The following is a 16904-nucleotide window of genomic DNA, read 5'->3' as shown; positions in this document are numbered from 1 at the left end:
ATGCACGTTACTGCGAACCAGCCCCTATTACTCACCCAACCCTCCCAAATGTGGGTGATCGACTCTGGCAAAATGGCGGTCTTTGCCACGACTTTTATAGATGGCAAACCGGCGGGTCGTCGCCGCTTTCTATTTGTAGTAGAGGTCGGCGGTGCCTTGTTCAGCGCTGATGTCTGCCCTAAAACGGGCTTGGGTCTGTTGGCGATCGCCTCCGAACCTTCAGAAGTCACTCCATTCCCCTTAGTCGAAGACGATGAGACGACAGTCCCCACCAACGACCTTAAACAGCTGATCGATCCCTGGATTCATCAGCTCGGACAACTTGATGGCATGCCCCATACGGCTCAGACCGGAGTGACACCGGACATTCACTATATTTCTTTAGTCTCTGGTCAGGTCTGTCGTCCACCTGATGGAGACGTGTCTTGGGTCCGAATGCAGCAGGGAACAGCTTATTGGATGGGAAATCCAGCGCTCTCTCTAGTAGCTGAGCTGGGCTGCTTCCCGCTGGGGCACTGCATGTTTTTGCAAGCACAGGATCACATTGAGTTTTTTATTCGGCCTACGGCTGAGGTCAAGAACCGTAAAATCTTGATTCGAGGGCTGAAGCAACTCCACATCTACTTCTTCATGACGTTGGAGCAGATTGAGACTCTTCGTCAGCGATTGAGTCTGCGGCGCTTTCAGCAGCGGCAACAACTCAATCAAGACGTCACTCAAAATGTGGTCAGCAAGCTAGCTGGCGTTTTGGAGCAGGACGATCCTTGGCGGGATATTGAATCTCCTCTTTTAGCCGCAGCAGGGGCTGTCGGGCATGTCTTGGGCGTCAGGATTGAACCGCCGGCGGCGTCCGAAAATACAGCCCGTGTGAAGGAACCGCTAGAGGCGATTGCCCGTGCTTCTCAGCTACGACTGCGACGAGTTCTCTTACGAGGCCAATGGTGGCAGAAAGACAGTGGTCCCTTAGTGGCCTATACGCGAGAAGATCGTCATCCAGTGGCACTGCTTCCCGCTGGCAATAAGGGCTATGAATTGTTTGATCCGGTCAAGCCTAAGACCAAGGAGTCACTCACAGGGCACAACTTGGTGACGGATGCGATCGCCAACACGCTCGATCCGGTTGCTTTCATCTTCTACCGTCCTCTACCGACTAGCAACCTCAACGCCTGGTCACTATTGACGTTTGCCTTTCGGGGACAGACCAAGGATTGGCTCACTATTGTGCTAACTGGGGTCGCTGCCACGCTGATTGGCATGTTGGTGCCCCAAGCGACGGCGGCACTGGTTGATACTGTTGTGCCTTATGGCGATCGTACTTTGCTGGTACAGATTGGCATTGGGTTACTGGCAGCAGCGTTTGGAGCTGCCGTTTTTCAGCTGGCTCAAGCGATCGCAACTCTACGAGTCGAAACAGCTTCCGATGCTCATTTGCAGGCTGCGGTCTGGGATCGGTTGCTGAAGCTGCGGCCCTCCTTCTACCGCCAATATGCAACAGGAGACCTCAACTCAAGAGTCTCCAGCATCAGTGCTATTCGCCGCAAGCTCAGCGGGTCGGCCCTCCAGGGCATCTTGTCAGGTGCGTTTGCCTTGCTCAACTTGGGCCTTTTGTTTTACTACAGCCCAACTCTTGCCTTAATTGCACTGGTTGTTGCCGTCGTCATTGTGGGTGTCACAGTGTCATCTGGCCTGGTTTTAGTGCGCAAGTACCGTCCGCTGTTGGAAATGCAGGGCAAGCTCTATGGGTTGTTGGTACAGCTCATCAACGGCGTCTCTAAGCTGCGGATTGCGGGAGCTGAGGAACGGGCGTTTGCTACCTGGGGTCAGCAGTATGGGCAACAACTTCGACTCACTCTAAGCACGCAGCAATTGGAAGATTCAGTTGATGTTTTCAACACAGTTCTGCCCATTTTGACGACGCTGATTCTCTTTTGGTTGGCCAGTCAGTTCATCGATCCAACCGTGAATGGGGGGCTATCGACGGGAGAATTTCTGGCGTTTTCAGTTGCCTTCGGTATTTTTATCTCAGGGGCAACCAGCCTCAGCAATACCCTAGTTGAACTGTTAGATATCGTGCCGCTCTGGCAGCGAGCACAGCCCATTCTTCACGCTGAGCCTGAAGTCAATCTATCCAAAAACGACCCAGGTCAGCTGTCGGGATCCCTTCAGGCGGATCGAGTCAGCTTCCGTTATGCTTCAAACGGTCCGCTAATTCTGGACAGTGTTAGCTTTGCCGCTAAACCTGGAGAATTTATCGCGTTAGTCGGTCCGTCGGGGTCAGGAAAATCAACTGCGATGCGGTTGCTGCTGGGATTTGACAGTCCAGAATCCGGCAGCGTGTACTATGACGGACAGGATCTGTCAGGCTTGGATTTAGTCGCTGTCCGTCGCCAGTTTGGAGTTGTGCTGCAAACGAGTCGCCTCAGCGCTGGGTCTATCTTTGAGAACTTGGCAGGCGGTGCGCTAATTTCTTTGGAAAATGCTTGGGATGCAGCAGAAAAAGCCGGATTGGCAGACGATATTCGCGCCATGCCGATGCAGATGCATACGGTGGTCAGCGAGGGCGGCAGCAACCTCTCAGGGGGACAGCGACAAAGGCTCTTGATTGCGCGATCGCTGGCCGTCAATCCCAAGATTATGCTGATGGATGAGGCAACAAGTGCATTGGATAACCGGACACAGGCGATCGTGACGGACAGCCTGAATCATCTCAACGTGACGCGAGTTGTTGTTGCCCACCGTCTCAGCACCATTCGCGACGCTGATCGCATCTACGTCATTGAAGCAGGCCGTTTGGTCCAGCAGGGCAATTTTGAAGAACTGGTTTCTCAGCCCGGTTTGTTTCAACAACTGGCAAAACGGCAACTTGCCTAATCGTTATAGCCGCCGCCAGTTTTGTGAGGACAAGAAGTAACCCATCTGATTATGCGCTAAATAGCCAGGTGCTATTAGGTCCCCAACCTTCTAGCAGAGTGCAAGTCTGTCCCCTGCTCCCTGTTCCCTATCACCTAGTCTGCACCAAACAGTGACGCTAAGCACTACGGCTGCTCAACGCCGATTTTTGAAACTCTTCCCTAAAGAACTGAGTGGATTTTTGGAGCCAGAAACTTCTTTTTTAGGCTTTTGGGAACCGTCGAGATGATACTTAGAGTTCGGGGAAGTCGTGTCAATTCTATCTTCACGATAGTACTGATAATAGCTATAACGTGTTTGGCTCTCTTGTTTGGAGCCATTGGCAACCAGCCCCAATGGGAAAACCTTGGCAACATTGAGTTCATCAAGAGCCATCTGCATTTGAGCAAACTTAATTTCTCCTAACGTCGCAGTCAATAGAACGCCTTGAGTATACGCGGCAAGAACCAGGGCATCGGCGAATCCCAGAATAGGTGGAGTATCGAAGATGACAACGTCAAAGTTGTCTTGAGCAAATGCCAACAGATTTTTCATGCGCTGAGCCGTCAATATTTTGATGGGATCCGGTGGCATGGGACCTGACGACATTAAAAATAGATTTGGATCAATAGGCACATCGGAGATAGCTTCTTTAATCTCAATATCACTAGAAATGTAATTCGAGACCCCAACTTCGTTGGAAACATTGCAGAGCTTATGCAGTGTGGGACGTCTCAAATCGGCATCAATCATTAAAACCCTGCGCCCCGTCGTAGCCATCGCATGAGCAAGGTGGAAAGTGATCGTGCTCTTACCCATGTTTGGAATCGCTGAACTCACCGCGAACGAGGTGATCGGGTTATCTGGACTACTCAACTGAACGTTAGTGCTTAAAATCCTGAAGGCTTCCAAAAAGGGAGTTGAAACGGATTTTTGACCATTGTTACCCTCTCCATTAGAGGAGAAGAAGCGAGTGTTGAATCCTAACTGGCTCAGCTGGCTCAGAGAACTTGCCAGAGAATGCTCTCCTTCTAAAAGCTTCTCATAGGGAATGACAGCTAAAAGCGGAATTCCTGGCCCTACAGCTTCCTTCAGTTCCTCTATCGTATAAATTTTGCCTGCGAAGCGATCGATGATAATTGCAGTACCTGATCCTAAAAGAACACCCAAGACAACGCCTAGCACTAGATTACGCTTAGCGCTTGCTACTGAAGCCTTAGGAGCAGAGGGCGGTGTCAAAATTTCCCAAGGTGTCTGTCTTTGAGCGGCATCAATTCTCAAGGCTTCACGTTTAGTCAAGAACTGATTGAGATTGGTTGAAGCGATATCCAGTTCACGCTGAATACTGCCATATTCACGGGCAGTAGTTGATAAATTCTTAATCTGATTATTGAGAGACCCGATAGTCTCACTCAAAGCTCGATTGCGGTCCTGCAATTCTTGAATATAGTTTGCCAACTGACGCTGTACTCGGATGCCCTCTCGCTGGAGCAACGGCTGAAGGTTTTGACGACGCTCTTCAATCACGTCTATTTCGGGGCTGTCTTCTAAATAGAGGGTCAGCTGATCGGCAAGCTCACTGTCCACTGCCAGAATCTGGTCTAGAAGGGCTTGGTAGCGATCGCTCTCCAACAGCACTGACGTCGCGGCAAACTCCTCACTATTGTTGAGATCTGCCTGCAAATTATTGTAGATATCCTGAGCTTCTTGGATCTGAACTTGCAAATCTAGTTGCTCAGCATTAAATCGGGCAGCCTGTTCCGATAGCTGTTCCCCTTGCACGAGGGGATCGATTAAATTGGCACTTTGCCTCAGCCCTTCAAGCTCTCGCTCCAGTTCTTCCACTCGTTGTCGAGCGACCGGAAGCTGCTCATCAACAAAGTCAATGCCCCGAAAAATCGCATTCTGCCTGTCTTCCAAACTGTAGCTGAGGTAGGCTTCGACAATTATCTCTAAAGCATAAGCAACTTTCTCAGGGTCTGTATTCGTATAATTGACGTGGAGCGTGTTGCCGGTCTGATCAGGCTTAATTGAGAGGTTGCTGGTAACTTGGTTGTACGTTGTATTAGGATAACGCTGCTGAATCTCCACGAGAATTGGATCTATTAAACGAGGGCTTTTAAGAATTTTGAGCTTTGTCTCGTCAACAGCAACGTCAAATAGCTCAGATTGATTACTAAGAGCCTCATCGTTGATAGTTGAGATAATCTGCGTCTCTAGGGTAGTGGGTGGCGTTAACAGTTCAAATCCTGCATTGTAAACAGGTGTATCAGTGATTGCTTTCAGAACGGCTGCTGACGCCGTCAAAGTAGTCACGCCGAGCACAATCAACATACGGCGTTTGATAGCACCCACAAAACGCCCCAACTGCAGCCCACCTTCTTGCTCCGAGGCGGGAACTGCGATTGCTGATTGTGGTAGCGAACTTTCGGAGACCATGCTGGTTTACCCTATGTGATATCTATCTCTAAGAGATTTCGCGTAGAAACACTAATCAAGCCGAGTCAGGAAACAGGACTAATCAAACAGTCGGATAAATGATGTCGGTACTAATCAAACAGTCGGATAAATGATGTCGGTATTGTAAATAGACTGAATACTCTACCCAAAGGTACCACCACTGTGTCTAGAGTGTCGGCAATGCTGGCTGATGTTGATCGATTCACGACAATCACATCATTATTTCGGAGCGTCGGGTTGGTTTCGTCATTGATGCCTGCCGCAAAGTCAACAGGAACAGAACTACGGGTTACTGTCCCATTAGGATTAAGGCGAATTAGGTCAACATCAGTTGTTCTTGCTCGCCGACTGTCAAATCCGCCCGCCGCCAAAATTCCCTGGCTTAGGGGAGTGTTAGGCGGCACCTCAACCACGCCAGGGCTTTCAACTTCACCCACGACGTTGATCCGAATGGTATCTGGAGAAAAGCTAGCTGCCGCTATTTCAGCCAGTTCTTCCGGTGGAATATTTTCTGCTTCCGGGATAAAGACCGTATCCCCCTCTTGCAGCACGATATCTTGAGTAATCTGCCCTTCTGCCAGGAGTTCCCAGAGATTAACACCAATCCGCTGTTCTTCTCCATTACGAGTTCTTCGATAGATTTCCACTCCGCGAATATCGGCATCTGGCTTAATCCCCCCCGCAACCTGAATCGCTCGGGTCACGGTAGGGGGGATGCTAGCACCTCCTGTTCCTCCAGGGACGCCCGCTTCCCCTGTTCGAGCAGTCCCAGTAACGGTATAAGGCCCAGGTCTGAAGACTTCGCCAATAATCACGATATTCAGTGGACGACTTTCATCGGCGGCAAAGCTAGCAGCAGCTAATTGAAGTGACTCATTTGGGTCAAAGGTTTCTCTGGTCGGGATAAAGACCGTGTCGCCATCGCGCAGGTCTAGGTTATAGCGTAGGTCTCCGGTCTGCAAGAACTCCCAGAGGTCAGTGACCAAAACTTCCTCCGTGACGCTGCCCCCTGTCCTCGTCACCACAATTTGCCTTAAATCTGCCGATTGGGTCACACCACCTGCCATTTCCAGCGCCGATATTAATGAGGGAAACTGGGTTCCTTCGCGCTCTAAAACGTATGAGCCCGGATGGGTGACCTCTCCTGCAATGCCGATTCTTAGAGGACGTGGCTCGACGAGTGAGAGATTGATGATGGGTCGTCGGAGCCGCGCTGCGTAGGCTTCAGATATTTTGGCCTGAGCCTGTTGCAAAGTTAACCCAGCAACTGGAACTTGGCCCACCATAGGCAGGCTCAATCGTCCGCTGACTAGGACTTCATACTCGCCGCTGTATTCGGGGATACGGAATACTTCAACGCTCAGACGATCGCCCGCACCAAGCACGTACCCATCGGTGACCGATTCTGTAACGACTGGCTCACTATCAACGACCGGCTCATTATCAATGCTAGGGAATGATCGCTCATCGATAGGAGCCAAATCAGGCAGCGGTGCCGATTGCGACAATCCCGGCAAACAGAGGGCTAGAGCCATCAGTAAGGCGCATGGTAGAGACGCCAAGAAAGATATTTGCAAGCGATTATATAAAAGAGTCATGGGCTAGGCTCAAAGATTGGCTAAGACTCGAACATGACTGACCTCCCACCCGTTTTGAAAGAAGGGTGCTATCCAACCGTATTGCTCTGATATAGAAGGATCGCATAGAGCAAAGATTAATAAAGACCATGATTTTGAAACAGACAGATGACCCATCATTTCGACGGTTTTAGAATTTTTTAGTTAAGGGCAGTTTGGAGTAGACTCAGCCGCTGATGCTTGGTTGCGTATAAAAGCTTCAATAGCGTAGGACTTACGGAGTTGAAGCCGGTCTTGGCCCTTTACCCCAGAATATGGGAAGTCGGATTTAATGTTCTCCAAAATATGGAGATGTAAGAGGGTTTATGCATAAGTCCTATGTAGGTAGAAGACATTTCTGGCATCATGATTTGGCTTTATCGGAGCTACGGATCTAAAGCGAAGAAATACGGTAGACATTTATATTCTGAACGCTAATGCTAATTGGTAATCTAAGGGTACGCATTTTGATGACTCAAATATGAAGTTTATAAAGTTGTTAACAAATTGAATTTTCAATGAAGTCTTCCATGACTTTATGGGACAGACAGATAACGTTTGCTCCCTAGAGCCTACACCCCCAATCATCCATCTTCAGGATGGCTTGACGTTGGTCCGCTTCTTGAACAGATTCTGACTTCGAGTGAAGTTTTCCCCTTAGGGTGTAGGTTGCTAACGCTGCATATTCTCTTAACACAACCCGTGCTTGTTGCAGAGAAAATAGTCCTTTTTCAGAAGGAACGGCATGAGGTGTCACATCAAAGCCAAAACTCTGGAATACCAAATATGCTCTTAGCATATGAGGCTCATCCGTCACTAAAAGAACGTTGGTCTCAGCTTTGGGCTTAAGAGAAGCTTCCGAGAACAGACCATTTTCCCAGGTCGTTTGAGAGCATCGCTCACCGGACAAATAATCCATTTCAACGCCCATTTCATGAAGCACTTTCACAATTTGAGGCGCGTCAGTCATACCGCTCACAAAAACGGGAACCGGCTTGGTTTGAAAAATTTCTGAGGTAGCTAAAGCTCTTTCGGCGCGATCGCTGGGACCTCTACCCAGGACGATGATGGACGCAACCGTTTCGTCTCGACTAGTCGGTAGTAGATTGGCGATCGTCTTCATAGACGCATTAAGAAGCAGCGGAGAGGACAATCCCAACACACCTAAAGCAATAAGCCAAGACTTACCCCAAAATGCTCGCCGGGAAGAACCAAAGGAACGCTGGCAGGTCAGGCAAGTATAAGCCGCTGATACTGAAGAACGATGTTGAGTAACAGCAGAGCTTTTACAGAAAGGACACCGCATGAGACACCTTGGATGAGTTCAATCATAAAATGGACGGAATAAAAACAAATAGCCGAGCAATTCTAGATTCTTTTCAATAACTGATTTGACGTACTTATGTTTTGCCAATATTTCATTTTGGAACTGGTTTGAAATCGTTGAAAGGCGGTTAAGATGAAGCTCGCGTAAAAATTGAGCAAAAAGTCCTGAATCTGATAATATCTTCAATTAATTATGAACTCACTCATATGTCTAAAGCCAAAGTTCAAACAAGTTAGATCCGTTTAGGAATTTATATATAGCTTCAGCCATCTAGGTTCGCGCATTCAATAGCATCTAGGTGCTTGGTCCATAGCTAGATGGCTTACCGTCTTGTCCTAACAGGACTCACGACGGCTGTACAGTCAACTTCCATTTTTATTGACGTTATAGCAACACCAGGTAGGACTTTTAGGTTTTTTGGGCTATGGATGATCTACCCGATTTTACTCATTATGGCTATTCTTTACAGAAAGAACTGGGAGCGAATCGTTCCGGTGGTCGAATTACATATTTAGCGATCGAGATTGAGAAACAAAGAACCGTTGTAATCAAGCAGTTCCAGTTTGCAAAAACTTCATCTAGCTGGTCTGCATATGACGCTCATCAGCGCGAGATTGAGGTTTTGAAGGGCTTGCAGCATTCTGGAATTCCCGCTTACTTGAATTCTTTTCAATTGCCTGACGGCTTTTGCATGGTGCAGGAATATAAACAGGCTCAGCCACTATCCGTCAATCGCAGTTTTAGTGGTGAAGATATCGGGGCGATCGCTACTCAAACATTAGAAATTCTGATCTATCTACAGAATCGGATTCCGCCTATTATTCACAGGGATCTAAAGCCAGACAATATCTTGGTAGATGACAAGCTCAATGTTTATCTAGTTGACTTTGGATTTGCCCGTGTAGGTGATGGCGAGGTCGGTGTTAGCAGCGTCGTCAAAGGAACTTTGGGCTTTATGCCCCCTGAGCAATTATTTAATCGTCAGCTCACTGAAGCTTCAGATTTATATGGTTTAGGCATGACGTTGATTTGCTTATTAACGCAAACTAAGCCAGATGATATTGGCTCCCTTGTTGATATTAGCTACAAAATAAAATTCAGACATTTGGCGCCAAAACTTAGCCTTCCTTGGGTGAAGTGGTTGGAAAAAATGGCGGAGCCGAGAGTCAAAGATCGTTATCCAAATGCACGGGAGGCCCTTAAGTCGCTACCTACAGCATCAATTCACCCGCCAGAAGTGCAGATGAGTCAGGCCAATTTCACAATTCAAGCCAATCGCATTGGAGAAGTCATTACCCGCACAGTTGACGTGACCAATGTTGTTCCTGAGATTCTGCTTTCAGGTCATTGGGAGGTGCAAAAGCATCCTCAAGATCCAAAGATGCCGAATGGGAATCATGCCTGGCTTGAGATTACACCCTCGACTTTTGAGGGTAACCGAGTCCCCTGTCAAATCAGCATTGATACTCGCAAATTGATGGCTGGCGAAACTTATCAACGGACTCTACTTTTGCATACCAATGCGTTTCCCCAAACTTATTCAATTCCGCTTCAAGTTCAAACAGCTAGCATCCCGGTTCAAAATTCTAGCGTCTCTTTTTATCCCATCTTGGCCCTGTTCTTTTTCGTCTTAATGGCCTGTCGGATTCTGCTATGGGCAGCACTGCCAGCCTCTCTTTTGCCCCAGGCTGTTGGGGTAACAAGTTTTGGTTTGCTGCTGGGTACGGTGGGAGGATTACAAGGCTCTGCATGGACTTTGCAGGGAGCCAGAATTTATTTAGGGTCTCAGTTGGCCTCTTTTCTATCCATCTTTCTTGCTGCGGCGACCCTAACAGGTGTGGGGATGGTCATTGACGGTCTAGCGGGTTCCTGGGATACCATTTTGGCAGGGCTTATTCCGGGCACAATTGGCGGTTGGTTATTGGGACTCGGTTTAGGACTCACAACAGAAAAGCTTTTGGAGGCTCATGTTCCCAAAGCAGAGGCGATCGCCCTAGCACTAACCACCCTATTCCTTGCCTTAGCCGTTGCACTGGGCCTGCTGCTTGGATTTGGGCAGTGGCAGATCCTGTTACCCCTGACGGTTTCGGCAATGGTTTTAGGCTCTCTTCTGGTTCATGCTCCTTTGAAGCGAGCTAAGCGGATTGCGGCTTATCGACAGATGGAACGCAATCATATCCGTCCCCGCAATTAAAGAGACATCGCAGATATATATAGATGCTGCCAATTCTGTTAGGACAAGACAGCGAGTCATTTGGCTATGAGCTACGGAGATTTCTAACAATAAAAATACCCAGCTGTAGTGCATTACGCTGCGCTAACGGCACTCTACCAGCTGAGTTTATGATGACTGCTTTTGGCCCCCGCTCCCCAATCTTCCAGTATTAAACAATACCCGGAGTTTAAGCCCTTTGCTCAGAGTTCAGTCAACTTCTAGTACCGCTACGCGGAATTCAAAATACCCTCCGGGAAGGGCAAAGCCCTACAAAATTCAGAATACTCTGCGAGAAGAGCAAAGCTCTACAAAACTAAGATAGATGGGCTTTCCCAATGTTTTGAATAGTAAGCCTATTTCTGCCATAGTGTATTAGTGCCAGCTTCGATTAAGGCCAGTGTCCGCATATCTTCTATGCGTTGCCTGGAAATGTAGTGATTTCTGCATTTGCAAGTAGGGTCAATTCCTGATTAGCGACTTCTAGATTCGTTAGCGCCAAATTCATGCCAGGAATCTCAAAGTTTTTCAGATCAAGCAAGCTACTGACTTGTTCAAGAATAACCGCAGTAAGTTCAGGAGAAATCTCTCGATTATCGAGATATTCAACGTCCTTGAGGTCGACGCGGTTTCCCCTATCGGCAATGTAAGGAGTAGCGCGAAAAGCCATTTGCTCAATTTCGCCTGTGCTTAAATTTTTGAGATGGGCATGAACGGCTACCTTGCCATTTTCAGGAAGTTGAAAAGAGACTTCTTGAGGTGTCATGTGAATAGATTGACCATTGCGATTGATAGTCAAATCCGGCATTTTACTATTCACAAATTGAGAATTGAAGGCAGTATCAATATCTGATTCAGATAGCACCATCTTCACAGAAGAATGGGTTGGCCGTTCCAACGTAATGTTACCGAAAGCAGCCTTCCAGGGATTCACTTTGATGGCGTCCGTCTTGACAGTTAACTGCTTTGTTCTCAGCTCCTCCTGCATGACTAATCCTTCACCTTCAATGGTGACAGAATTGACTTCACCATTCATGAGTGAAGCTGGATCGGCGTCTACATCAACATTCAAAGTCTCCGCTTCGTCGAGCTGAGACTTCATTCCAATTTCAGCTGCTTTGCTGATAGCCTGTCTACCCAAACTCGAATCGTTAGTCACTTTAATTCACCAATATGCTTTTCATAAGCTAAGTGGAGCCATAAGCTGACGCCCTCTACAGGATGGGATATTTTAGCTCTATTAAAAATAAGTCAATAAACCTAGTATTTTCATGTTTCCAAGATGATTCTTACTGAAATATTTTTTAATATTGCTTGTCTGTGCTTGTCATAGCCCATATAGAAAATTGAATTCACAGAAGAGCTAAGTCAGGAAAGGATGTATGAGTGAATTCAACCCTTAGAGGGATAGAGCATTTTTCAGGAATTACGCTACACAGAAATAGCTGTCTCAATGCTCCCGTTATGACTGTTTCACCTCTTCTGGAAACACATCAATCTTTCTGGATAGCGTCAACTTTGCAATCTAGCTATCCGTCACTTTCTCAAGACATCGAAGTAGATGTTGCGATCGTGGGAGCGGGCTTGGCAGGAATTACCACTGCAATGCTTTTGAAAAAGGCCGGTAAGCGTGTTGCTGTCTTGGAGGCAGACCGAGTTGCCGAAGGTGTTTCGGGTCACACCACGGCTAAGGTGACCTCGTTGCATCAGCTGAAATACGACACGCTGATCAAAGAGGTAGGCGTCAACAAGGCTCGTCTTTATGGGGAGTCTAATCAGGCGGCTATCGAGCAGATAGCGGCGTTAGTCAAGGATGAGCAGATTGATTGTGACTTTGAGCGTAAAGACGCCTACACGTTTGCAGAAAGCCAACAAAATTTAACCAAAGTCAAGCAGGAGGTTGAGGCAGCCCAGAAATTAGGGCTACCGGCAACCTTTGAAAAGGACATTCCTTTACCCTTTGCAACATTGGGAGCAGTCAAGTTTAGTCAGCAGGCTCAATTTCATCCTCGTAAATACATTCTGGCTTTGGCCGGCAAAATCGATGGCAACGGGTCCTATGTGTTTGAGCAGACTCGTGTCAAAACGGTGGCAGGCGAAGATCCTTGTCAGGTTCGTACTCAGAATGGCTTTACGGTCACAGCACGAGACGTCGTTATCACCACAAACTTGCCCATTTTGGATCAGGGGTTGTTTTTTGCAAAAACGTTTCCCAAACGCTCTTACCTAATTGGTTTCCAAGTCGAGCCAGACCAAGTTCCTGGAGGCATGTTCATTGGCACCGGCGAGACGTATCGCTCTATTCGCGCTACACCCACTGATGATGGCGGCACGATAGTGTTGGTCGGTGGCGAAGGCCACAAGGTGGGAGAGGCGTCGGATACTCCAGAACGTTTCAATCGACTCGCTGAATATGCTCGCGATCGCTTCGGAGCTACCAACGTTGATTACTATTGGTCCTCTCAGGATATGGTCTCATTTGATAAGCTGCCCTACATCGGCAAGCTTACTCCGGCTAATCAACATACCTATGTGGCAACAGGATTTAGTCTTTGGGGAATGAGCAACAGCACGCTTTCGGCCATGCTGCTAAGGGATCTCATCCTGGGTCAAAAGAACCCCTGGGCTGATCTTTATGAGGCCACTAGAGCAACTCCGTTTATGACTCAAAAGTCGCTGAAGAACAATCTAGATGTGGGCAGCCGTTGGGTCGGCGATCGCCTTAAAGGACTTTTTGATAATCCCAACCAAATCAAACCCAATGAAGGAAAACTTGTCACTGTAGGCACCGACAAGATAGCAGCTTACCGAGATGAATCTGGAACGCTCCATCAAGTCTCCGCAGTTTGTCCCCATTTAGGCTGCATTGTTGATTGGAACCAGGCTGAAAAAAGCTGGGATTGCCCTTGTCATGGATCGCGATTTGACGTAGACGGCAAGATTTTACATGGACCAGCTGTCAATGAACTAAAGCCGAAAGGGTCTTGAGGACTAGCCCCAGTAGTCTATCTGCCGTCATAAGAGTGACATCACCTACTATCCATCTCAGGTTGGAAGCGTTTTCGTTAGCGACGGCTTAAGCTCGTGGGGCTACTTATCTCGGCAGGTATCTCAGTTCATGGGCTATCAACCCATCAGCAATTACGGCATTATTGGCAATATGCGAACCACCGCCCTGGTGGGACTCAACGCCTCAATCGATTGGTACTGTTTTCCAAAACACGATTCTCCCAGTGTGTTTGCAGCCCTTTTGGACGACGAGAAAGGTGGCTTTTTTCAAATTACCTCCAAAACTGAAGACGTCACACACAAACAATTCTATTGGCCTGAAACGAATGTCTTAGTCACTCGGTTTTTGTCTAAGACCGCTGTAGGAGAAGTGGTTGACTTTATGCCGGTGGGCACAGACGCGCCCAAGCAGTGGCTGATCCGCCAGGTCAGGTCACGGCGATGTTCAATGCGGTTTCGCATGACCTGCTATCCTGCCTTCAACTATGGCCGTGATGAGCATCACACCAAGCTCGTTGATGAGGGAGCCATTTTCGTATCGGATAACCTCAACATGGCTTTGGTCACAGACGTGGAGCTGCAACAGGACGATCGCGGCGTCACGGCGGAATTCGTTCTTGAGGAAGGCGAATCAATGGCCTTCATCTTTCGTGGTGTGGACTGCACGGAGGACTGCAATCTTCCCATTTCTCAAGATCATGCGGAAAAGCTGTTTGAGCAAACGGTTTGTTTCTGGCGTAGCTGGCTTTCTCAAAGCGTGTACAGGGGGCTTTGGCGAGGCATGGTGGAGCGCTCGGCATTGGTCTTGAAACTCCTGACTTACGAACCAACTGGTGCAATTATTGCCGCACCTACAACCAGCTTGCCCGAGGACATCGGTGGTGAGCGTAACTGGGATTACCGCTATACCTGGCTGCGAGATGCAGCCTTTACTGTCTATGCTTTGCTCAGGCTGGGGTTCACTCAAGAGGCCCATGCCTTTATGGGATGGATTGAGCGTCGTTGTCATGAGGTGGATGGCAAGATGCTGCAGGTGATTTACACCATTGATGGCAGCCGCGAACTTTCAGAGACTTACTTAGAGCATCTATCCGGTTACAAAAACTCTAAACCTGTCAGACTTGGCAATGGAGCCTATGACCAGCTTCAGCTCGATATTTATGGAGAGCTGATGGACTCGGTTTACCTCTTCAACAAGTACGGCACTCAGATCTCATACGACTTTTGGCAGCATCTACGACGCTTGCTTGATTATGTGTGCGATAACTTCTATCTCTCTGATGATGGGGTGTGGGAATCGCGTGGCGGGCGAGAACATCACGTGTATTCTAAGCTCATGTGTTGGGTTGCTCTTGATCGCGGCTTGCGTTTGGCAGAAAAGCGATCGTTTCCAGCCGATCGCGACACCTGGATTTCTCTGCGCGATCGCATCTACGAAGAGATTTTTGAAAAAGGCTGGAACGAAGAACTGGAATCCTTTGTCCAAATCTATGGCGGCGATACCCTCGATGCAGGCTGTTTGATCATGCCGTTGGTCTTTTTCATGGCTCCTAATGACCCCCGCATGATCAAAACGTTGGAGCGAGTCCAGAAGCCACCGCGAGAAGGGGGACTAACGGTTAATAGCTTGGTCTATCGCTATAATCCCCAAACCTCTAGTGATGGTTTAGAAGGACGAGAAGGCACTTTCAATCTCTGTACCTTTTGGCTGGTCGAAGCCCTGACTCGTGCGGGCAAAACTGATCCTGAACAGCTGGACAAAGCTCGCTTAATCTTTGAGGAAATGCTGAGCTATTCCAACCATCTGGGTCTCTACGCTGAGGAAATGGCTGTTAACGGTGTGGCTCTGGGGAACTTTCCTCAAGCCTTCACTCACATTGCGTTAATCAGCGCCGCCTGGAACCTCAATGAAACGCTGGAAGCTCACAGCAGCAACCCATGTTCTAGTTGAGGCGGGTTGCCCGGAAATTTTTAGGCATCAAAATCTTGCGGAGCGTTCCATCCGATCTCTCGGTTCAGCCAATAGTGTACATTCGCCCCCTCAATCCCCCATTCTGGGAGACTTCTGGAGATTTGGCTCCTCCAGAATGGGGCTGGGGGGCCAAAGCAGTCAGCCTCAACTCGATTGCAAGATCTGGATTGACTCACCATTTTGAGCTTGACGCTGCACTAGCCCAACTGCGGATCAACCTGCCTTACTTACAACGTGACTGGGGATTCCACATATACAGTAGGATCTTGCATGGAGAAGTGAAGGCCGTAGCTCTCCAGACGTTCAGCGATCGTTTCATTAGCTAGTTCCAAAAGACGCTTGCGGAGTTCGATTGAACTTTCGCTGGAGCCAAGAATGAAAAAGGTGACACGGGCACGGCGCATATGCTGATCGGCGCGTCCGTTTTCATTAGCGCTGTGGGGAAACACGATGCTGGTACTGTCGGGATCAACCCCAAAAACTGAGTTAGTACTCTGAGTAATCACTTGTTTGACCAACGCGGCATCTTCATTGGTCAGCCTGCGAGTAAAGTCGAGGTAGAGCATAACCATCACCTTTTTGGCACGGCTGACGTTTTCAATCTCCATGTTCAAGAGGGTTGAGTTTGGCAAGATGAAGAGCGTACTTTTGGCCGCTGTTCGAATTTTCGTCGATCGCAGTCCGATTGATTCGACTCGGCCCAGCTGTCCATCAGACAAGCGAATATACTCCCCTGGAATAAAAGGCCGATCCAGATACAGAACAATGGTGCTGAGCAACTGCTCCAGAATTTTTTGAGCGGCAAAAGCGATCGCCAACCCGCCAATTCCCAAGCTGGCGAACAGTCCAACTAGATTGAAATTCTGACTCTGGGCAAACGCTAGCACTGCAATAAAGCCGATAATCACGTTTGCTACCGTTTCAAACACCAGTAGCATCTCATCAACTTCGCGTCCAACCTTTTTCAGCAGTTCTACGCCATAGATACGAAAAATGCGACCGAACAGACGAGAGGCCAACCAAGCCATTGTGCTAATCAACGCTAAGTCTACAAATGGCTTGAAGAAGTCGTGCAGGCTGCGATAGTCCTCCTGCAGCCAAACCATCGCCAGCGAGACTAACAACATCGTGCCTGCTAACTGAAAAGCTCCACTGATAGGGGCGACTAGGTTTTCGTACAAGTGAGAGACTTGTTCAGGAGAAAAGCGGCGAATGAACAACCGCACAATACGCGGTGTGAAACGGCCAACGGCGATCGCTAACAGCAGCGATACCCCAAAAACCACCAGTGTGGGCGTTTCCTCGAACGTGATTCCCACAATTTCGAGCCAATTCTGTAAATTAAATACCTCAGAATCCATATCAAAATTCAAAATTCAAGACCCAAAACTTAAAACCCAAAACCCAAAACCCATAGAC

9 protein-coding genes are annotated in these 16904 nt (G+C 48.3%); 4 read left to right on the top strand and 5 right to left on the bottom strand.

The window, feature by feature from the left end; genetic code table 11:
* Positions 1–2871: an NHLP bacteriocin export ABC transporter permease/ATPase subunit gene (locus tag PN498_RS15970; RefSeq protein WP_272063884.1), complete on the top strand. Its 2871-nt coding sequence runs from the start codon at positions 1–3 to the stop codon at positions 2869–2871.
* A 174-nt stretch (positions 2872–3045) separates the two neighbouring features.
* On the opposite strand, the gene PN498_RS15965 is transcribed toward PN498_RS15970, so the two are convergent.
* The 3 genes from PN498_RS15965 to PN498_RS15955 all read right to left on the bottom strand — a co-directional run bounded on the left by PN498_RS15965 (position 3046) and on the right by PN498_RS15955 (position 8271).
* Positions 3046–5328 (bottom strand): GumC family protein, encoded by a 2283-nt coding sequence (locus PN498_RS15965; RefSeq protein WP_272063883.1) that lies wholly within the window; start codon positions 5326–5328, stop codon positions 3046–3048.
* A gap of 110 nt (positions 5329–5438) precedes the next feature.
* Positions 5439–6884 (bottom strand): SLBB domain-containing protein, encoded by a 1446-nt coding sequence (locus PN498_RS15960; RefSeq protein WP_272063881.1) that lies wholly within the window; start codon positions 6882–6884, stop codon positions 5439–5441.
* Positions 6885–7530: 646 nt separating this feature from the next.
* The gene (locus PN498_RS15955; protein WP_272063879.1) at positions 7531–8271 is read right to left on the bottom strand and encodes a YdcF family protein; all 741 of its coding nucleotides are present in this window, start codon (positions 8269–8271) and stop codon (positions 7531–7533) included.
* Between the two features lie 445 nt (positions 8272–8716).
* Between PN498_RS15955 and PN498_RS15950 the strand changes: the two genes are divergently transcribed.
* Entirely contained in the window at positions 8717–10486 is a 1770-nt protein-coding gene (locus tag PN498_RS15950) for a serine/threonine protein kinase (protein ID WP_272063877.1), read from the top strand.
* 433 nt (positions 10487–10919) lie between these two features.
* Here the strand turns inward: PN498_RS15950 and PN498_RS15945 are convergent, their stop codons facing one another.
* Positions 10920–11663, bottom strand: coding sequence for an LmeA family phospholipid-binding protein (locus tag PN498_RS15945; protein WP_272063875.1), 744 nt, complete (start codon positions 11661–11663; stop codon positions 10920–10922).
* 305 nt (positions 11664–11968) lie between these two features.
* Between PN498_RS15945 and PN498_RS15940 the strand changes: the two genes are divergently transcribed.
* Both PN498_RS15940 and PN498_RS15935 read left to right on the top strand, forming a co-directional pair.
* Positions 11969–13492: an FAD-dependent oxidoreductase gene (locus tag PN498_RS15940; protein WP_272063873.1), complete on the top strand. Its 1524-nt coding sequence runs from the start codon at positions 11969–11971 to the stop codon at positions 13490–13492.
* 130 nt (positions 13493–13622) lie between these two features.
* Positions 13623–15464: a glycoside hydrolase family 15 protein gene (locus PN498_RS15935; RefSeq protein WP_272063872.1), complete on the top strand. Its 1842-nt coding sequence runs from the start codon at positions 13623–13625 to the stop codon at positions 15462–15464.
* A 248-nt stretch (positions 15465–15712) separates the two neighbouring features.
* On the opposite strand, the gene PN498_RS15930 is transcribed toward PN498_RS15935, so the two are convergent.
* Complete coding sequence (locus PN498_RS15930) at positions 15713–16846, bottom strand: mechanosensitive ion channel family protein (protein WP_272063870.1); 1134 nt, start codon at positions 16844–16846, stop codon at positions 15713–15715.
* Positions 16847–16904: the final 58 nt, after the last annotated feature.

Origin of the sequence: Oscillatoria sp. CS-180 (genome assembly GCF_028330965.1) — a bacterium.
Lineage (GTDB): Bacteria > Cyanobacteriota > Cyanobacteriia > Phormidesmidales > Phormidesmidaceae > Halomicronema.
The sequence above is the reverse complement of the archived record's forward strand: the minus strand, read 5'-3'. Positions and strand labels throughout refer to the sequence as shown.

Coding starts and splice junctions, on each gene's coding strand:
- PN498_RS15930 (WP_272063870.1), bottom strand. CDS start 16,846: ATGGATTCTGAGGTATTTAATTTACAGAATTGGCTCGAAATTGTGGGA.
- PN498_RS15950 (WP_272063877.1), top strand. CDS start 8,717: ATGGATGATCTACCCGATTTTACTCATTATGGCTATTCTTTACAGAAA.
- PN498_RS15960 (WP_272063881.1), bottom strand. CDS start 6,884: ATGGCTCTAGCCCTCTGTTTGCCGGGATTGTCGCAATCGGCACCGCTG.
- PN498_RS15965 (WP_272063883.1), bottom strand. CDS start 5,328: ATGGTCTCCGAAAGTTCGCTACCACAATCAGCAATCGCAGTTCCCGCC.
- PN498_RS15955 (WP_272063879.1), bottom strand. CDS start 8,271: ATGCGGTGTCCTTTCTGTAAAAGCTCTGCTGTTACTCAACATCGTTCT.
- PN498_RS15940 (WP_272063873.1), top strand. CDS start 11,969: ATGACTGTTTCACCTCTTCTGGAAACACATCAATCTTTCTGGATAGCG.
- PN498_RS15970 (WP_272063884.1), top strand. CDS start 1: ATGCACGTTACTGCGAACCAGCCCCTATTACTCACCCAACCCTCCCAA.
- PN498_RS15935 (WP_272063872.1), top strand. CDS start 13,623: ATGGGCTATCAACCCATCAGCAATTACGGCATTATTGGCAATATGCGA.